This window comes from Immundisolibacter sp. (assembly GCF_041625615.1).
Taxonomy (GTDB): domain Bacteria; phylum Pseudomonadota; class Gammaproteobacteria; order Immundisolibacterales; family Immundisolibacteraceae; genus Immundisolibacter.
In genome coordinates this window covers 1-18,422 of sequence record NZ_JBFJTF010000037.1, presented here as the reverse complement: position 1 = coordinate 18,422, position 18,422 = coordinate 1, and the positions used below count along the sequence as shown (strand labels likewise).

Annotated in this window: 16 protein-coding genes; all 16 read right to left on the bottom strand. The window is 69.7% G+C overall.

Annotated elements, in window-relative coordinates; translation table 11 throughout:
• Positions 1-319, bottom strand: a 319-nt coding sequence (locus ABYX71_RS04675; RefSeq protein ID WP_372695342.1) for a glycerophosphodiester phosphodiesterase, incomplete at its 3' end; no start/stop codon positions are given.
• 7 nt (positions 320-326) lie between these two features.
• Positions 327-947 (bottom strand): carbonate dehydratase, encoded by a 621-nt coding sequence (can, locus tag ABYX71_RS04670; RefSeq protein ID WP_372695341.1) that lies wholly within the window; start codon positions 945-947, stop codon positions 327-329.
• 49 nt (positions 948-996) lie between these two features.
• Positions 997-2,220: a CaiB/BaiF CoA transferase family protein gene (locus tag ABYX71_RS04665; protein WP_372695340.1), complete on the bottom strand. Its 1,224-nt coding sequence runs from the start codon at positions 2,218-2,220 to the stop codon at positions 997-999.
• Positions 2,220-3,422 carry a 3-oxoadipyl-CoA thiolase gene (locus ABYX71_RS04660; protein WP_372695339.1) on the bottom strand — a complete coding sequence of 401 codons (1,203 nt, stop codon included), beginning with the start codon at positions 3,420-3,422 and terminating at the stop codon, positions 2,220-2,222. The genes ABYX71_RS04665 and ABYX71_RS04660 overlap by 1 nt, the downstream gene beginning before the upstream one ends.
• Before the next feature lie 34 nt (positions 3,423-3,456).
• Positions 3,457-4,224: an HpcH/HpaI aldolase/citrate lyase family protein gene (locus tag ABYX71_RS04655; RefSeq protein ID WP_372695338.1), complete on the bottom strand. Its 768-nt coding sequence runs from the start codon at positions 4,222-4,224 to the stop codon at positions 3,457-3,459.
• 150 nt (positions 4,225-4,374) lie between these two features.
• Complete coding sequence (locus tag ABYX71_RS04650; RefSeq protein WP_372695337.1) at positions 4,375-5,292, bottom strand: sulfotransferase domain-containing protein; 918 nt, start codon at positions 5,290-5,292, stop codon at positions 4,375-4,377.
• A gap of 4 nt (positions 5,293-5,296) precedes the next feature.
• A complete protein-coding gene (locus ABYX71_RS04645) occupies positions 5,297-7,606 on the bottom strand; it encodes an amino acid permease (protein ID WP_372695336.1) in 2,310 nt (769 codons plus the stop codon).
• A gap of 178 nt (positions 7,607-7,784) precedes the next feature.
• Entirely contained in the window at positions 7,785-8,738 is a 954-nt protein-coding gene (locus ABYX71_RS04640) for a glucokinase (protein ID WP_372695335.1), read from the bottom strand.
• A 158-nt stretch (positions 8,739-8,896) separates the two neighbouring features.
• The gene (locus ABYX71_RS04635; RefSeq protein ID WP_372695334.1) at positions 8,897-9,778 is read right to left on the bottom strand and encodes an NAD(P)-dependent oxidoreductase; all 882 of its coding nucleotides are present in this window, start codon (positions 9,776-9,778) and stop codon (positions 8,897-8,899) included.
• Between the two features lie 4 nt (positions 9,779-9,782).
• Positions 9,783-10,313: a carboxymuconolactone decarboxylase family protein gene (locus ABYX71_RS04630; protein ID WP_372695333.1), complete on the bottom strand. Its 531-nt coding sequence runs from the start codon at positions 10,311-10,313 to the stop codon at positions 9,783-9,785.
• A 129-nt stretch (positions 10,314-10,442) separates the two neighbouring features.
• On the bottom strand, positions 10,443-10,937 hold the full coding sequence (locus ABYX71_RS04625; protein WP_372695332.1) for an aromatic-ring-hydroxylating dioxygenase subunit beta: 495 nt from the start codon (positions 10,935-10,937) through the stop codon (positions 10,443-10,445).
• On the bottom strand, positions 10,937-12,331 hold the full coding sequence (locus ABYX71_RS04620; protein WP_372695331.1) for a Rieske 2Fe-2S domain-containing protein: 1,395 nt from the start codon (positions 12,329-12,331) through the stop codon (positions 10,937-10,939). The genes ABYX71_RS04625 and ABYX71_RS04620 overlap by 1 nt, the downstream gene beginning before the upstream one ends.
• 219 nt (positions 12,332-12,550) lie before the next feature.
• Positions 12,551-15,142 (bottom strand): EAL domain-containing protein, encoded by a 2,592-nt coding sequence (locus ABYX71_RS04615; RefSeq protein ID WP_372695330.1) that lies wholly within the window; start codon positions 15,140-15,142, stop codon positions 12,551-12,553.
• 18 nt (positions 15,143-15,160) lie between these two features.
• Complete coding sequence (locus ABYX71_RS04610) at positions 15,161-15,592, bottom strand: response regulator (protein ID WP_372695329.1); 432 nt, start codon at positions 15,590-15,592, stop codon at positions 15,161-15,163.
• Positions 15,564-18,107 (bottom strand): PAS domain S-box protein, encoded by a 2,544-nt coding sequence (locus ABYX71_RS04605; protein WP_372695328.1) that lies wholly within the window; start codon positions 18,105-18,107, stop codon positions 15,564-15,566. The genes ABYX71_RS04610 and ABYX71_RS04605 overlap by 29 nt, the downstream gene beginning before the upstream one ends.
• Before the next feature lie 92 nt (positions 18,108-18,199).
• The coding region (locus ABYX71_RS04600) for an amidohydrolase family protein (protein ID WP_372695327.1) at positions 18,200-18,422 on the bottom strand (223 nt) is incomplete at its 5' end.

Genomic DNA, 18,422 nt, shown 5'->3' with positions numbered 1-18,422 from the left:
GCGCCACGTCCGGGCCTTTCAGCTCCAGGTTCACGGCACAGCGGCCGCGGCACAGGTCCAGTACCTCCTGCGGCAACGGAATCCGCTCGCCGCCGCCGGCGTCGAGCCGGCGCAGCGCCGCCAGCGGCTGCGTCGCCACCGGGCCGTGGCCGTCGGTGGTGCGCTCCAGGGTGTCGTCGTGAATCACCACCAGGCCGTCGGCGCAGGCCTGCACGTCCACTTCGACCCAGGGAATGCCGAACTCGACGGCGCGCCGGACGGCCGCCAGGGTGTTTTCGGGCGCCAGTGCGCTCGCGCCGCGATGGGCGATGCGCAGCACGGCCGCCTCAGTCGGACAGCTTGGCGAAGTCGTCCGGCCCGGCGCAGCTCACGTGCAGGTCGTTCACCAGCCCGTCGGCGATGCCGTAGATCCAGCCGTGCACGGTCACGTTCTGGCCGCGCGCCCAGGCCGCGCGCATCACGGTGGTTTCGCACACGGCGCGCACCTGGGCGCGCACGTTGTGTTCGCACAGCGCGTCGAGCCGCTGCGGGTCCGGCAGCGCGTCCACCTCGTGCTGGCAGCGGTGGTAGACGGTTTCGATGTTGCGCAGCCAGTTGTCGATCAGACCCAGCGGCTTTCCTTCCATCGCCGCCTTGACCGCGCCGCAGCCGTAGTGGCCGACCACCATGACGTGCTTCACCTGCAGCACTTCCACGGCGAACTGCAGCACCGCCAGGCAGTTGAGGTCGGTCTGGTGCACCAGGTTGCCGACGTTGCGGTGCACGAAAATCTCGCCTGGCAGCAGGCCGACGATCTGGTTGGCCGGCACGCGGCTGTCCGAGCAGCCGATCCACAGGTACTCGGGACGCTGCTGCCCGACCAGGCGGGTGAAGAACTCGGGGTCCGCGGCCTTGGCCCGTGCGGCCCAGTCGCGGTTGGCCTCAATCAGGTTATTCAGGTCAGTCATGCGATTGCTTGCGTGGGAGAGTCAACGGCAAAACGCAATTATGCCGTCGTCACACCACGCCGGCGGCACGCAGCGCGGCGATCTGGGCCGTCGTCCTGCCGAGCAGGCCGCCGAGCACCGCATCGGTGTGCTCGCCAAGGCGCGGTGGCGGCAGCCGGTACGCCACCGGCGTATCGGAGAACCGCAGCGGACTGCCGACCATCGGCAACGGACCGGCGGCCGGGTGATCGAGGCTGATCTTCATCCCGCGCGCCTGCACCTGCGGCTGCTCGAACACCTGCGCCATGTCGTTGATCCGCCCGCACGGCACGTCCGCAGCGCACAGCGCGTCCTCCCAGGCCTGCGCCGGGCGGGTGGCGAACACCGCCTGCAGGCGGGCAATCAGTGCCTCACGGTTGCGCACCCGTCCACCGTTGCGGGCGAAGCGCTCGTCGAGCGCCAGTTCCGGCACGCCCGCCACCTGGCACAGGCGCGCGAACTGGGCGTCGTTGCCCACCGCCAGCACCAGCGGTCCGTCGGCCGCGGCGAACACCTCGTACGGCACGATGTTCGGATGCGCGTTGCCGTAGCGCCCCGGCACCCTGCCGCCGACGAAGTAGTTCATGGCCATCACCGCCATGCTCGCCACCTGTACGTCCAGCAGCGCCAGATCGATGTACTGGCCGCGCCCGCTCACCCCGCGCTGCACCAGCGCCGCCAGTACGCCGATGGCCGCATGCATGCCGGTGGTCATGTCGGCGTAGGCGATGCCGAGCTTCTGCGGCCCGCCGCCGGGGCGGTCGTCGCGCTCGCCGGTGACGCTCATGAGCCCGCCCATGGCCTGGATGATGAAGTCATAGCCCGGCCGGCTGGCCAGCGGCCCGGTCTGCCCGAAACCGGTGATCGAGCAATACACCAGACGCGGGTTGATGGCCGAGAGCGTGGCGTAGTCGAGACCGTAGCGGGCAAGATCGCCGACCTTGAGGTTCTCCAGCAACACGTCGCTGACCGCCGCCAGCTCGCGCACCAGCGCCTGCCCTTCGGGCCGGGTGAAATCCACCGTCACCGACTGCTTGCCGCGGTTGGCCGCCAGGAAGTAGGCCGCGTCCGGCGTGTCGTGTCCGTCGTGATCCTTCAGGTACGGCGGGCCCCAGCTGCGCGTGTCGTCGCCGCGGCCGGGCCGTTCGAGCTTGATCACCTCGGCGCCCATGTCGGCCAGCAGCTGGCTGCACCAGGGCCCGGCCAGCACGCGCGACAGGTCCAGCACCCGCAGGCCGGCGAGCGGACCGGCCATCACACGCGCTCCAGGATCACCGCCAGGCCCTGACCGACGCCGATGCACAGGCTCACCGCCGCGTAGCGCCCGTCGCCCGCCGCCAGCGCGCGCGCCGCGGTCAGCGCCAGCCGGGCGCCCGACGCCCCCAGCGGATGGCCGACGGCAATGGCGCCGCCGTTGGGATTCACGCGCGCGTCGTCGAACGGCAGGTCCAGCAGCTTCAGGCAGCCCAGCACCTGCGCCGCGAAGGCCTCGTTGATCTCGATGACGTCCATCTGGCCGAGGCCCAGACCGGCACGCTCCAGCGCCCTGGGAATGGCCAGCGCCGGACCGATGCCCATGACGCGCGGCGCCACGCCCACCGCGGCGCCGGCCAGGACGCGGGCGAGTGGCTTCAGACCGAGCCGCTCGCCCAGCGCCCGGCTGCCGACCACCAGCACCGCCGCGCCGTCGTTGATGCCGGACGCGTTGCCGGCGGTGGTGACGCCGTCGGCATCGAGCGGCCTCAGACGCGCCAGTCCCTGGGCGGTGGTGTCCAGGCGCGGGTGCTCGTCGGCAGCGACCGGCACCGGGGGCGCCTTGCGTCCGGCCGGCACCTGCACCGCGGTGAGCTCGTCGGCAAAGAAACCGTCCGCCAGTGCCCGCGCGTAGCGGGCCTGCGAGCGGGCGGCGTAGGCGTCGGCATCCTCACGCGAAATGCCGTACTCGGCGGCCACGTTGTCGGCCGTCTGCGCCATGCTGTCGTCACCGAACTCGGCGCTGATGCGCGGGTTCGGGAAACGGGCGCCGATGGCCGAGTCGAACACCCGAAAGTCGCGGCTGAAGGCCTGCTCGGCCTTGCCGACCACGAACGGCGCCCGGCTCATGCTCTCGACGCCGCCGGCCAGGTAAAGGTCACCCTCGCCGCAGGTGATGGCACGCGCGGCGTCCAGCACCGCCGCCAGCCCGCTGGAACACAGGCGATTGACGGTCTGGCCGGGCACCGTCTCGCCCAGCCCGGACAGCAGCGCCACGTGGCGGGCGATGTTGCGCGCGTCCTCGCCGGCCTGGCAGGTACAGCCCAGCAGCAGGTCCTCGACCGGCGCGCCGGCCAGGCCGTAGCGCCCGATCACGGCGCGCGTCACCTGGGCCGCGAGATCATCCGGCCGCAGCGGCGCCAGCGCGCCGGCGTGACGGCCAAACGGCGAGCGCAGGCCGCCATAGACATAGGCGTCGAGCATCGACAATCCCCTCCGGTCGTTGGGTGGGCCGGCGTCAGGACGCAAAGCGTCCGAGCGCCGCCACCGCGGCGCCGCGCAGCAGCATGGCGTCGGCGGCGATCAGAAAGAAACTGGCGCCCAGCGTCGCGTAGTGCGCCGCCAGTTGCGGGTCGGCGCAGTACACGCCCGCCGCCTTGCCGGCGGCGCGAATGCGCGGCAGCGCCCCTTCCACCGCGGCCCGCACCTCGGGGTGCATGGGCTGACCGACGTGCCCCAGGGCAGCGGCCAGGTCGGCCGGTCCCAGAAACACGCCGTCCACGCCGTCCACGGCAGCGATGGCATCGAGGTTGTCGAGACCGGCCAGGGTTTCGATCTGCACTGCCAGGCACAGCTGGCCGCCCGCCTGGTTGTAGTAATCGTCGACCGCGCTCCAGCGCGCCGCCCGCGTCATGCCGGCACCGACACCGCGGATGCCGCGCGGCGGGTAGTGCATGGCACCGACCAGCGCCGTGGCCTGCTCGGCGCTGTCGACCATCGGCACCAGCAGGCTCTGCACGCCCAGGTCCAGCACCTGCTTGATGCGCGCCGGGTCATGGTCGGCCAGGCGCAGCACCGGCCGTACCGGGTAGGCAGCCAGCGCCTGCAGCTGCGCCAGGATCGAGCGCAGGTCGTTCGGTCCGTGCTCGGCGTCGATCAGCAGCCAGTCGAAGCCGGCGCAGGCCATCAGTTCCGCGCTGTGCGCGTCACCGAGGGCCAGAAAGGCGCCCAGCTGGCGCCGCTTCTCGGCCAGGGCGGTCTTGAAGGGGTTTTCCGGCACGTTCAACAGCATCTCTCCCAGGTCAGATGCCCCCTATTCTCCCAGAGTCGCCCGGGCGGGATGTGCGACCGACCGGCCGGCACCGGGGCGCGGCAGGCCCGAAACGCACACACGTGCACGGGCCACGGGCACCCGGCGGGTGCCGGCATGATTCGGTCACACCGCGTCCGGAATGCCGCCGTGCTCCAGCCAGCGGGCGCAGTCGGCGCCCAGCTCCGCCAGCGCCCGCTCGGCATAGGCCGTTCCCTGCTGCGGACTGAGCAGCTCGCGCCAGCGGCCGGCCTCGCCACGGTGCAGGAACGACGCCGCACCGCCCTGCCACATCTGCCCGCCGGCCGGCACGGTGTGCTCGCCGTGGGCGCGCATGTAGTCGAACGAGCAATGCTCGACGGCGGCCGCCCAGGCGGCCGGGCCGAGAGAGATGTCCAGAAAGTCGGCGATGCGGCGCATCTGGCCCGACAGGTCACGCTTCAGGTCGGCGTAGTGCACGAACAGCACGTTCGGCAGGTGACGCACCTCCCACCACGAGCGCACGCTGGAGAAGAACGGCCAGAACGGCGCGCCGTCCTCGGCCAGCCAGGTGTCGAAGGCCGCGCCCGCACTGGCCGCCGGCAGCGGCATGGGCGGGCCGACGCGGCCCGGCGTGTCGTTGAGCATACGGTACCAGGCAGCGGTGGCACGGGCGTGGTGGTTGTACAGGCTCACCGCCACGTCGCGCCCGTCGCGGCCGATGTACAGGTACTTGGCGCGGGGCGAGAACACCAGCGCGTCCACCGGCAGGTGGGTCTTGATGAACCGCCTGTGGGTCTGTGCCGCCAGCAGGGCGTGCTTTTGCGGCGCCGGCGGCACGCGCAGGTCGAGCCACGGCGAGAGGTCGTGCACCGGCACGTCCCGGGCGCCGGCGAACACCAGCTGGCCCACGATCTGCTGCGTCCAGGTGGTGCCGGCCTTGGCGTAGGTGGCAATGACAATGTCGTCGTCGCGAAAGGCGAAGTCGTTCCAGGCCGTCGAATCGAAATGATGGTTGTGCAACTCGCGGGTCTTTACCGGCCAACCGTCCTGCCAGGTCAGCATCACATCACCGCTCGCTTCGGTCGGCGCCGTCTGGGGACGGCGCCGCGGGCACCGGATCCTCGGCCGACCCGTCGCCCTCAGCCGGCTGGTCCGGGTCGGATTCCAGCGCCACATCCTGCGCCGCCAGGACCAGCACGGTCACCGGCAACTGCTTGAGACGCGCATCAATCTCGTGACCCTCGCCGTCATAGAAACGTCCCCCGTGTATCGAAAACGGCGCAAACACGAGCGACGCGTCCTGCGACAGGTCATACAACGCCTGCGGCTCACCGGGCTCGGCCAGATGAACCTGGGCGTTGATGCGCACCTCGCGGAGGTGATCCTCGATCGATTGCGCCAACACCGCCACATCGTCTTGCTCCGACGGTGCGGCCAGCACGCGCAGGGCGGCCCCGTCCCATGACTCACTGCGCAGCATCAGGTGCGCCAGCAAGAGCATCAGGTCACCGGTGGCGCCGGGCGACCACCAGATGTCGATGCGCCGCTGCGCCGGTGGCTGCGCCTCCAGCGCCCGCCATTCCGCGTCCTCGGCATCCAGCATCAGCAGGTTGCAGCCGAGGCGAAACGCGGTGCGCAGATTGCCGCCGAAACGCGCCGTGGCCAGCGAGCGCAACAACGTCGAATCCTTCATCCAGTTGACCACCGCGGTGTTCACGCGCAGCGGACCGATGCCGGCACTTTGCACGATGATGCCGATGGCCTCGTCGAGATTGCCGGTACTGACCACCAGCGGAAAGGCGGCGCTGCCCGAGTCCTTGAGTTCCTCGCGCAGTGACTCCTCGACCTGCGCGCGCTGGTCAATGGCCTGCGGACCGTGCGTTTCCAGCACCCGCACCACCGACACCAGGCCGGCGCCGCCTTCCACCGACTGCGCGAACTGCAGCAGCCGCGCGCGGCGTTCGCGGTCGTCGGAAAACACCAGCAGCTGCGGGCGCCAGTCCCGCGCCCGCGATGGCTCGGCGTCGGCCGACAGCAGATGCTCGCGCACCCGCTGCAGGTGGAACGAGCGCCGGCTGTCGGCCCAGCGCGCCGGCACCGCCCGCAGCCGCACATAGTGATAGACGGCGAACACCACTGCCGCGGCGCCCAGGGCCGCCGGCAGGTTCAGGGCGGCCATGACCGCCAGGCAGCCGATTGCGCCGGCCAGGCTCACGCGCCGGCTGAACAGGCGAAAGCTCGGCCGAAACGCCGGGCTGGCCGCCTGCGCCTCGTACCAGGTGGCGTAGTTGAGCAGGCCGTAGGACAGCAGGAACCACATCGACACCAGCGCCGCCACCGCATTCAGGCTGCCGGCGAGCACCACGCTGAGGGCAATGGCACCGGCCAGCAGCACCGCCCGGCGCGGGTTGGCGGTGGGGCCGCTGCCGGCGGCGAACGGTTGCAGCACCGGCAGCACCTGGTCACGCGCCATGGCCTGCAGGATGCGCGGCCCCCCCAGAAACGAGGCCAGCGCCGAGGACAGCGTAGCGGCGATCACGCCGGCATCGAAGGCCAGCGGCCACTGCGACAGCCGGCGCATGGCAAAGCCGTCCTGCGCCAGGTCGGCATTGGCGGCCGCACCACCGAACAGCAACGCGGCGGCGAAGTACACCACCATCGACACGCCCACCGCGGCAAAGGTGCCGCGCGGAATGCTGCGCGCCGCGTCGCGCAGGTCACCGGACATGCTCACGCCCTGGGTGAAGCCGGTCACCGCCGGGAAGAACACGGCGAACACCACCCAGAACGGCAGCGGGGCCGGCGGACCGGCCAGGTTGTCGCGCAGCACCGCGTCGTCCCATACCGGCAGGGCGCCCAGCACGAAGGACGTGAGCGCCGTCACCAGCAGGGCCATGACCACGAACTGGAAACGCGTGGCCACGTCCGCACCGGCCCAGGCCAGCCCGAACAGGCCGGTGACGGCCAGTGCGCCGATGACGCGGCCGGCCCACACGCCGTTCAGCTCCAGTATCCGCGCCACCGCCTCGGCGAAACCGATGCAGTAGAAGCCGATCGCCACCGCCTGAGCCAGGAACAGCACCAGGCCGATGGCACCGCCGAAGCCCAGACCCAGCGTGCGCGAGATCAGGTAGTAGTCACCGCCGCCCTTGACGCGCAGGTTGGTGGCGATGGCCGCCACCGACAGGCTGGTGACGATGGACACCGCATGCGCCGCGGCCAGGATCAGCAACGCTTCCAGCACGCCGACACTGCCGACCACGTAACCCAGGCGCAGGAACAGAACGATGCCCAGAATGGTCAGCAGGCTCGGCGTGAACACGCCGGCGAACGTACCCAGCCCCGCCCCGGAGCGCTCGCTTGTCCCTACCGCCACTGATCATCCTCCGCCATCTCGCCATGCCGCGCCGAACCGCCGGCGCGCAGTGTCGCGCATGGTAGAGCACACCGCGTGGCCAGCCCGCGCGCACCGGCCGGCATGAAACGATGCCTTGATCACCACCGCACCTGATCCCGGCAGCCGCGCGGGGCGCCGGCCGGGCCGGCGCCGGTGCTCAGCCGGCCCTGTCCTCGGCCAACGCGGCGTACCGCGCGGCGCCCAGCAAGCCCACCTGCGGTTCGGTGATGATGTGCAGGGGCAACTGCCGCAGCACGCCGGCCATGCGCCCCTTGGCAGCGAACGCCCGCCTGAAGTCGGGCCCCGCCACACGCGCGCGGTTTTTCTGCATCACCCCTCCGGCCAGGTACAGGCCACCGAACGGCAGGCAGGCCAGCGCCAGATCACCCACGATCGCACCGCACAGGGTCATGAACAGCGCCATGGACTCGCCCGCCGGCCCATCACCGGCATCCGCCAGGGCCGCGATGTCGCCCGGGTCGACCACGCCGCCGCCGAGGAATTCATGCACCAGCGCGAGCCCCGGCCCGGCCACCAGCCTCTCCACCGACACCCGCTCCAGGCCCAGCTTGTGGCGCACGAATGCGCGCAGCTGCCCTTGCCGGTCGTCCAGCGGCGCAAACGCCAGGTGACCTGCCTCGGTCGGAAACACCTCGCCCCCGGGCGACAGCAGCGCCATGCCCAGTCCCGTGCCGATGCCGAGCACCGCGCGCAGGCGTCCGGGCTGCTCGGCGCCCGCCTGCACGGTCACCACGTCGGCAGCCTGCAACATGGCGACGCCATGCGCGACGCCGGCCAGGTCGTTGATGAGGAACACTTCGCCGATGCCGGTGCCCTGTGCCAGACGCCGACTGTCGAGCTCCCACGGCAGGTTGGTGATGCGCGCCTGCGCGCCGCCGTCGGCAACCGGCTGTACCGGCCCCGCCACCGCGAAACACGCCCGCGCCGGCAACGGCACGCCGCGCAGGAACTCGCGCACCATGTCGGCCAGGTCGGCATAGGCGGCGCTGGCAAAACGCTGGCGTGCGAGCACCTGCAGCCGCCCGCGTTGCCAACGCCCGCGCAGCAACAACGTCTTGGTACCGCCGATGTCGCCCGCCAGAAGTTCCATGCGCCCCTACCACGCCGCTGCCGTCGTCCCAGTGTGCACCGGCGACAGCCCACGTTGGCAAGGGTGACCGGACGTACCGGCCTGTCGCGGCCCGGACACGACGCTGCCGAATGCCGTCCGCTCGCGGATGGACCCTCGCGAGTTGCGCGGCGCAGCGCTCAGGTGTCGAACACGCCCTGCTCGATCAGCTCGTACCAGGCCAGCAGGTCATGGCGGCCGTAGCCCGTGTCGATGGCCTGCCGGTACAGGCTCTGGATGTGGCTGCCGATCGGCAGTTTCAGGCCCACCCGCTCGGCCAGTTCCCGCACCAGGGTGATGTCCTTGCCGATCATGGTGAGGCCGTCGGAGGTGTGGTCGAACGGCACGCGGCCGTCGAACTTGGGTTTCACCAGCACGTCCATCACGCGCGTCGGTGCAAGACAGGTGTCCATCACCTCCAGCAGGCGCTGCGGCTCGACACCGACCGCCCGGCCGAGCGCCACCGACTCCATCACGCCCGACAGCGTGGAAACCAGGATCAGGTTCTGGCACAGCTTGGCGGTCTGCCCGGCGCCGACGGCACCGAGGTGAAAGATGTTCCTGCCCATGCGTTCGAGCAGCGGGCGCACGCGCTCGAACAGCGCCGCCTCGCCGCCGACCATGATGCTGAGCGTGGCCGCCTGCGCACCGCTGCCGGCGCCGCTGAGCGGCGCATCCAGAAAACCGATGTCGCGCTTGCCCGCATCGGCCGCCAGCTCGGCCGCCAGCAGCGGGCTGATGGTGCTGCAATCGACGATGGCGCCGCCCGGCGCCAGGCTGGCGATGAGTGCATCCACCGTCGCCCGCACGACCTGCTGGCTCGGCAGACACGTGAACACGATCTGTGCCTCGCGACCGACCGCGGCCGCGTCGGTGCAGGCGATGAGGCCCTGCGCCGTGGCGGCGGACAGGGCGGCCGGCGCCGGGTCAAAGCCCAGCACCCGGTACCCGGCGCGCGCGAGGTGGCCGGACATGGGCAGGCCCATGGTGCCAAGGCCAATGAAGCCGAGTACCGGGTTCATGGCCTCAGCCCTGCCTGGCGGCCTTGGCCGATTTAGCCTTGGCAGCCTTGGCTTTGGCCGGGGTCTTGGCCGGGGTCTTGGCCGGCTTGGCCTTGCCGCCCGTCATCTTGGCGGTGCCACTGGCACCGGCTGCCGCCTTGCGCGCGGCGGCGCTCTCGGTGAGCGCCTCCTTCATGGCGAAGTAGGCGTTCGCCGCCGCCGGAAAGCCGGCGTAGACGCCCACATGGCCGATGATCTCGACGATCTCCTGCTGTGTGAGGCCAACCTTGAGCCCGCTGCGGATATGCACCTTCAGCTGCGGCTGCGCGGTGCCGAGTGCCGCCAGCGTGGCGATGGTGGTGATCTCCCGGTCGCGCAGCGCCAGCTGTTTGGTGCGGGCGTAGGTGTCGCCGAAGGCATAGGCCACGGTGGCACGGGCATAGTCGGGCGCCAGCTCGTTCAGCACGCTGACCACCTCGTCGGCGGCGTCCTTGTCCTCAATGGCGTGGAGCATTTCGAGCGCCTTTTTCATGCGCGGATCGTCGGTCTTGGCCATGGCTTCCCCTCCGGATTGAGCGTTGAAGACCCGTCACGCGCCAGGGATGGCGCGTCGCACACCGGGTCCGGGCCTGCGCCGGCCCCGGCGATCTGCAAAACGCCACGGATGACGTTTCGCGGAAACCTTTCAAACCTGGTTGAAGTCGATCGGCAGATCGAGGTGGTCGTTCAGCAACGTGATCTTCTTGCGTGCGATGCGCCAGCGCCCGTCGTCCTCGACCAGCGTGTGGTCGTAAAAGCCGAACAGCTGCGCCGTCACGCGCCGGTGGTAGGTACTGGTCTGCCAGTGGCTGCTGACCTCGAGCCGGCCATCGTCGGCAGCGGTCACGTGCAGGTTGCTGATGACATGACAGGTCCGCGGCAACGGCGTCACGAACGGCGTCAGGCCCGATTCCACGCGGTACACACGGTCACCCAGCGCGGCGCGGCCGGCCAGATAAAAGAACGACACGTAACGGTCCGGGTCGTCGCCCAGGGTCTCCTCGTCCACCCACGCCGGGCACCAGAACACGCAGTCGTCGGTGTACAGGTCCAGCCAGTCCTGCCAGCGCCAGCGGTCCAGACAATCGGCCTCGCGAAACACCACCGCAGCGGCGGCCATGTGCAGGTCGGGTGTCACCATCAGCCGAGCTCTCCGGCGTCGCGCGCGCGGCGCTGACCTTCCTTCATCAGGCGCAGCCACTGCCGGTAGTTGGCGTGGAACAGCGTCTCGTCGGACATGTTCAGCGGCCCGGCACTGCTGGTTTCGGGTTCGATGCCAAGTTCACGCGCGTAGTCGTTGGCGCCGCGCACCATGGACTTGAGTCCCCGACCGTGGCCGTGCAGCCAGTCCACCGCACGGGCCTGCAGGCCCTCCTGGCAATTGCGGTAGGCACCCACATCGTCCGGCGTGCCGGTGGAGCTGATGTTGAAGAAATCCTCGTACTGACGCAGACGCTGGCGCCGCGCGGCCGGCGGTTCGCCAACCGGCACCCAGCAGTAGATCTCCATCTCGGTGAGCGCCGTCCCCAACGGGCGCAGCACGCGGAACTGGCCGATCACGGCGTTGTCCGTGCACTGTACGTTCGGGAAGATCGTCAGGTTCCGGCCGTACTGCAGCAGCCACTTGGCGCGGCCAGCGCCCAGGCGCGCCGCCAGTTGCTCGCGCTGCGACCACAGCGGCCGGAATTCGGGCGCCGGGTTCTCGGTGAAGAACAGCGCGTGACCGTTCTTCAGGCCGAAACTGCCGGTCTTGAGGTTCTCGCCGAACATGGCCTCGATGTCCGGCCCCTTGTAGGCGGCCCCGGCGCGCGCGATGCGCCGGCGGGTGATCTCGATGAAGCCCTTGTGGGCGATGTTCAGGTGATAGCCGTCCAGGCAGTTCTCGACCTGCAGCTTCCAGTTGCCGGGGAAGGTGTAGCTGGCGTTGCCGCGCACCAGTTCCATGCCGTCGGGCGCCTGCTCGACCAGCAGGTCGATGAACACCCGCGCGTCGCCAAGATGCTGCTCCAGCGGCACCACGTCCGGATTCAGGCTGGCGAAGATCCAGCCGCGGTACCCGCCGAGTTTCGGCACCGCCTGCAGGTCATGCCCGTTCGCCTCGAAGGCCGGCGTGTAGGCGGCCTCGGCGTGGTCCTTGATCGACACGCAACGGCCGGCCGAGTCGAAGGTCCAGCCGTGGTAGGTGCAGCTGTGGAACTTGCGGTTGCCGGCGCGCGTGAGGCACACCAGCGAGCCCTTGTGCGTGCAGGTGTTCAGGAATGCCTTCAGTTCGCCGGCGCCGTTGCGGGTCACCAGCACCGGCTGGCGGCCGATGTGCGTGGTGTAGAAGTCGTGCGGCGCCGCGACCTGCGAGGCATGGCACAGGAACACCCAGTTCGATTCGAAGATGTACTTCATCTCCAGTTCGAACAGGCTTTCGTCGCGGAAGATGTCGCGGTGTACCGCGAACACGCCTTCCTCGATGCGGTCGTCGATATAGCGGTCGAAATCGACCGCTCCTGCGGCCGCGACCGGCCGCTGCGCGGGATTGTTCATGCCCCCTCTCCTCCGGCGAACACGGTCTGGTCGGCGCCAGACGCGCAGTGACACGGAGTCAACCTTAATTAACGGCCGTTTGGCATGGATGCTAGCACGAGGTCCGGCGATCACCGACGACCAGCGCCCGCCTCGGGCAGCAAAACGCGCGCGACGCCACCGTGGCACGCCACGGGCAGCCCCCCGCATTCAGGCGCTGGCGCCAGCGGGCGGTGTGCGTCAGTGCCTGGCGCCAGTGGCCAGCCAGTGCTCCAGCGCCTGTGCCGGCAGCGGAGCGCTGACCAGGAACCCCTGCAATTCGCTGCAGCCACAGGCGGCCAGCAACTCGGCCTGCTCGCCGGACTCCACACCTTCGGCCACCACCTCGATCCCCAGGCTGCGTCCCAGCGCCACGATGGCCGACACCAGCGCCGCGCCCTGGGGCGACGCCGAATCGCCAACCAGCACCGCCGGGTCGATCTTGATTCTGCTGACCGTCAGCCGCTTCAGACGCGCAAAACTCGAGTAGCCGACACCGAAATCGTCTATCGAGAAATGGATGCCGTGCTGCTCGTGCAGCCTGCGCAGCATCTCCAGCGCCGCGTCGGCGCCCTGCAACAGCGTCGCCTCGGTGACTTCCAGTTGCAGCCGACGCGGATCGAAGCCCGTCTCGGCCAGCACGTCCACCACGCGCTGTTCAAAGCCGGGATGCTTGAGCTGGCCGACCGAGACGTTCACCGCCAAGCGCAGCGCGCCGCCCGACGACAGGGTTCCGATCTCGCGACAGGCCTGACGCAGCACCCATTCCCCGAGCGCCTGGATCAGGCCACACTCCTCCGCCACCGACACGAAACTGTCCGCCAGCAGCAACCCGCGCTGCGGATGTTGCCACCGCACCAATGCCTCGACGGCGACGACCTGCCCATCGGGCAGCGACTTGACCGGCTGGTAGTACACCGACAGCGCGTCACCGGCGATGGCCGTGGCCAGTTCGGCCTCGAGCGCGAGCCGGTCCGTGGCCTGCATCGTCATGCCCGGCTCGAAGAAACAGAACACGTTGCCACCACGGGCCTTGGCGCGATACATGGCGCCGTCGGCATTGCGCAGCAGCCCGGAGGCGTTGCGCTCGTCGGTGGGGTACAAGGTCAAACCAAGGCTGGCGCCGGTGCTCAGCGGCTGGCCGTCGATCACGAACGGCGCCTGGAACGTCTCGAGCAGCTTGTGCGCCACCCGTGCCAGATCCTCGGCCCTGCCCAGGCCCGGCACCAGCACACCGAACTCGTCGCCCGCCAGGCGCGCCACCGTATCCTCGGTGCGCAAGGCCGTCTGCAAACGTTCGGCGATGCTCCGCAGCAAGCGGTCTCCGACCTCGTGCCCGAAGCTGTCATTGATACTCTTGAACCGGTCGAGGTCGACAAAGATCACGCCCAGCATGCTGCCGTGGCGCGCGGTCTCGGCCAGCGCCTGATCGAGGCGGTCGGCGAACAGCACGCGGTTCGGCAGACCGGTCACGACATCGTAGTGCGCCAACTGGTGAAGGCGCTGCTCGATCTGCTTGCGCTGGATGGCATTGCCGATCTGAGCCGCCACGGTCTGGAGCACCCGCACCACCCGTTCATCACACGGCCGGCGCTCCGCCAGGAAACACTCGAGCACCGCCAACACGCCATTCTCGCCAACCACCGGCACCGCCACGGCGGTGCGCAGCCCCTGCGCCTGCAGCGACTGCCGGCGCTCGCTGGCCACGGTGTCGACACGCTCCTCCTCGAGTTCAACCCACTGCGCCTGTCCCGACTGCCACACGCGCCCGGGCAGGTCCGCACCGGGCAGGCACGTCGCCGGCGACTCACACAGCAGCCGGCCGTCAGCGGTCACCGCCATGGCGCAGGCCAGGCGCCCGGTCGCTCGCTCCTGCTGCCACAGCTGTGCCTGCGGCCAGCCGAGCACCTGACACAGATGATGCAAGCCGGCGCGCAGGGTGTCCGACAGACCACGGCCGTCGTTGGCCACCTCGGCGATCAACAGCAACAGGCGCATCTCCCGCTCGGACAGACGCCGCTGAGTGATGTCGCGCAACACCATCACGAACATCGACGCGCCGTTTTCGTCGTACCGGCTCAAGCCGACCTCCACCGGCACCCGCTGCCCGCCGCTGTGCAGCACCTCCACCTCGGACCGTTCGTCAAGCGTCCAGACGGCGTCGTCGCTGGTACGAAACGCCACCAGCAGCTGGTCGAACATCGACTGCCCGTCCTCGGGCACCAGCGACGCAAGCGGCTTGCCAACGGCTTCGTGCTCGGCATACCCGAGCAGCTGCCGCGCGCCGTTGCTCCACAAGCTGATGCAATGGGCACTGTCGAAGCCGATCACCGCGTCGGCGCTGACCGACAGCAGGTGCTTTACCCGTGCCGCGAAGGCCGCCTGCTCGCGCCGTGAGCGGTCGGCCGCACGCTCTCGGGCGATAGCCGGCAACAGCCGGCGCAGGTCGTTTTTCGTGACATAGTCGGCCGCGCCGGCCTGTAGCCCTTCTACCGCGGTGTCCTCGCCGAGCGTCCCCGACACGAAGATGAACGGCAGCCCCGGCGCATTCTGGAGCACCAGCTCCAGGGCCCGCCGACCACTGAACGCCGGCATGGTGTAGTCGGCCAGCACCACATCCCAGTCACTGTCGAGTGCCGACAGCAGCATCGCCTCGTTGTCCACACGCCGCCACAACGGCGCGTAACCACCGTTCCTCAGGTGCTCGACCAGCAACAGCGCGTCATCCGGCGAGTCGTCAATCATCAGCACGCGCAGCAGCGCGGACTCGGATTGCTTGGCGGGGGAACTCATCGGCACCGGCACCGTGGATCAGGGACGCCGATTCAGCAGCAGCCAGTACAGCCCCAGTTGCTGCGCGGCATGCACGAAATCGTCGAAATCGACCGGCTTCCGGACATAGCTGTTGCACCCCAAGCGGTAACTCTCGACCAAGTCGCGTTGCTCGTCGGACGATGTCAGCACCACCACCGGCAAGGAACGGGTTCTCGCATCGGCGCGCAGCTGGCGCAGCACTTCGAGGCCATCGAGCCGCGGCAGCTTCAGGTCCATCAGCACCACTGCCGGCGCGTCGGCCAGGTCGCGCCCGGCGTACTGGCCACGCCCGAACAGGTAGTCGAGCGCCTCCACACCGTCCCGCACCACGACCACCTTGTTGCCGATGCGCTGTTGCTGGAACGCGTGCAACGTCAGCGCCTCGTCGTCGGCGTTGTCCTCAACCAGCAGGATGATCGGTTCCGGCATCGCCAGCCTCCTGCGAAAGCGTGAAATAGAAGGTCGCGCCGTGCTCGGGCGCCGCTTCGGCCCAGATACGACCACCGTGCTTGTGGATGATCCGCTGCACCGTGGCAAGCCCGATGCCCGTACCGGGGAACTCGTCCATCCGGTGCAGCCGCTGAAAGGCGCCGAACAACTTCTCGGCATGCGCCATGTCAAAGCCGGCACCGTTGTCCCGCACCACGAACACCTGCTCCGTGTCATGCACCTCGGCATCGACCACGATGCGTGCATCGGTCGTGCGTGCGGTGAATTTCCACGCATTGTCCAGCAGGTTCTGCATGGCGACGCGCAGCAGCCGCACGTCACCGTGCACACGCAAGTCGGGTGCCACGTCGACCTGCACCTGCCGCTGCGGCTGCGCCTCGGCCAGGCCAAGCAGTACCTCCCGGGCAAGGGCGGTCAGGTCGACGGTGCCCCAGTGCACCTGCGCGCGCGTCACGCGTGCCAGGCCCAGCAGATCGTCGATCAGCTGTCCCATGTGCTGCGCGTTGCGCCGCACGCGCGCCAACCGGTCGCGGTTGGCCTCATCGAGATGCGCCATGCATTCCTGTTCCAGGATGCGGCTGAAGCCGTCGATGGCACGCAGCGGCGCCCGCAGGTCGTGTGACACCGAGTAGCTGAACGCCTCCAGTTCCCGGTTGGTGGACTCCAGTTCCCCGGCGCGCGTCGTCAGCGCCTTGTTCAGCTCCATGATGCGTCGCTCAGCCAGCTTGCGGTCGGTGACGTCCTCGAGCACCCCGTCCCAGACCAGGCCCTGCGCCGTCTGCCTGGGGGCCACGCTCAGGGCCGCCTCGAACTGCCGTCCGCGCAGGGTCATGCCCGTGCATGCCGCCCCGGTCAGCCCTCCCAGGCGGCGCGCTTGCTCGAGCAACGCGGAGCAGGCCTCGGCGCTCACGTTGAACGAGGCCACGGGACTTTCCAGGAGTTCCTCCATCGACTCGGCCTCAAGAATGCGCTGCATGGCCGGGTTGGCCTCGAGCAGGCGCCCCAGCGGGTGGTCATCCGCCACGAAGATGCCCACCGGCAGGTTGTCGACCAGCAGGCGAAACCGCTGGTCGGCCTCGCGCGCCCGACGCTGGGCGGCGAGCCGTTCCTCGACGTCCCGCATCGACACGATGACCCGTTGGCGGTCGTCGCTCAGCAACGCACCGAGCGCCACCTCCACCATCACCGGACTGCCGTCGGCGCGGCGCGCCGGCAGACCCTCCGCCTCGCCGAACAGCCGGAAGGGCGTGGGATTCGCCAGGAAACTGCGCCAGCGCGCCCGGTGCGCCTCCAAGATTTCCTCGGGCACCAGTCGCCCCACCGGCGCGCCCACCAGCTGCTCGCGCGTGTACCCCAGAAGGGCGTCGACGCGGCGATTGGCCAGCTCGATACAGCCATCGTCCGAGACCACCAGAACGGCATCGGGCACGGCCTCGAACACCCCCCTGAACAGGGCCTCGGCCCGGCGCCGTTCACGGATCTCCGCCTGCAGGCTGGCGTTGGACTGCGCCAGCTCCCGGGTACGGGCGGCCACCTGCAGTTCGAGGTCCTCGGCCAGGCGCGCCAGGCGGCTCTCTGCGCTGCGCTGGCGCCGATGCACGCGACTGAGCCAGGCGGCATCGATGAGCAGCAGCCCGCCCAGCAACGACACCCCCAATGTGGCAAACACCCCCGCGCTGGTCGACGGATGCAGCAGACCGGCGTTCTCCACACTGTGGCGGGCCACGACGAGCACCAGCACCACCAGCGCAACGGTGGGCAGCATCCGCCGCAGGGAAGCGCCGCCCGCGTCATCGGCCAGGATCACGCTGATCGGGGCGCGATGCGGCGCGCTTGCCAACGCACCGAGAGCCAGCAGCACCAGCGCCACGGCGCCGGTGGGCGCCACCCGCGTTTCCCGGTGCGCGTTGTACAGGGCGCCCGCGTCGAGCAGATAACCGAGCAGGATCAGTACACCGATGACACCCGCCATCACGGTCAGGAGGGCGCTGATGCGTCCGCGCACGGTACCCGCACCGCCTCCCAGCACCAGCGCCAGCGCCAGCGCCAGCCCGCCGCTGCTCGGCACCGCCCACAGGTGGCCGATGCCACTTTGTGCCTCCCCCGCCACCAGCCAACGACCGGTCAGCCACTGGCCGTCCAGGCGGCTCACCAGCATGACGAACACCATGAACAGACCGGCCAGTAGGGCACTGCACCGGGCGCCCAGCCGATACCGCGCAGAGCCCTCGCCAACGCGCAACAGCAGTAACGCCAGCGCCAGCAGGCTGACCACGCACGCCGCCGACACGTGCATCACCAGCGACCCCGGCACGCGCATCCGCAGCATTGGCAACCCGTGCCAGGCCAGGGACAGCAACGCGAGAACCCGGGTCAGCATGCCTGTCACGCCGGTGGTCAGTTTCGCCACGCGTGGACCACTGGCCACCAGGCCCGCAGTGGCATGGGACTCGCCACCGGGAACCTCGCCGACACGCGCATTCGTGTCATACATCACGCGGCACCGCCTGATGACGCCTCTCGGCACGTCCCCTAGCTCTTACCACAGCCCGGCGACACAAGAAATGTGTCGCACTATCTATTGACTTATAACTTCAGATACCGGGTCGCATTTCCCCGCAGGATCGCCTCGCGCTCGGGCGCCGCCAGACCCAGACCCTCGATGCGTCGGCCCGGCGCCTTCTCGCGGATCAGGAACGGGTAGTCGGAGCCGACCAGCAACCGTTCGGCGCCGTACAGGTCGATCAGGTAACGCAGGGCCAGGTCATCGTAGACCAGCGCGTCGTAGTACATGCGCCGGGCATAGTCG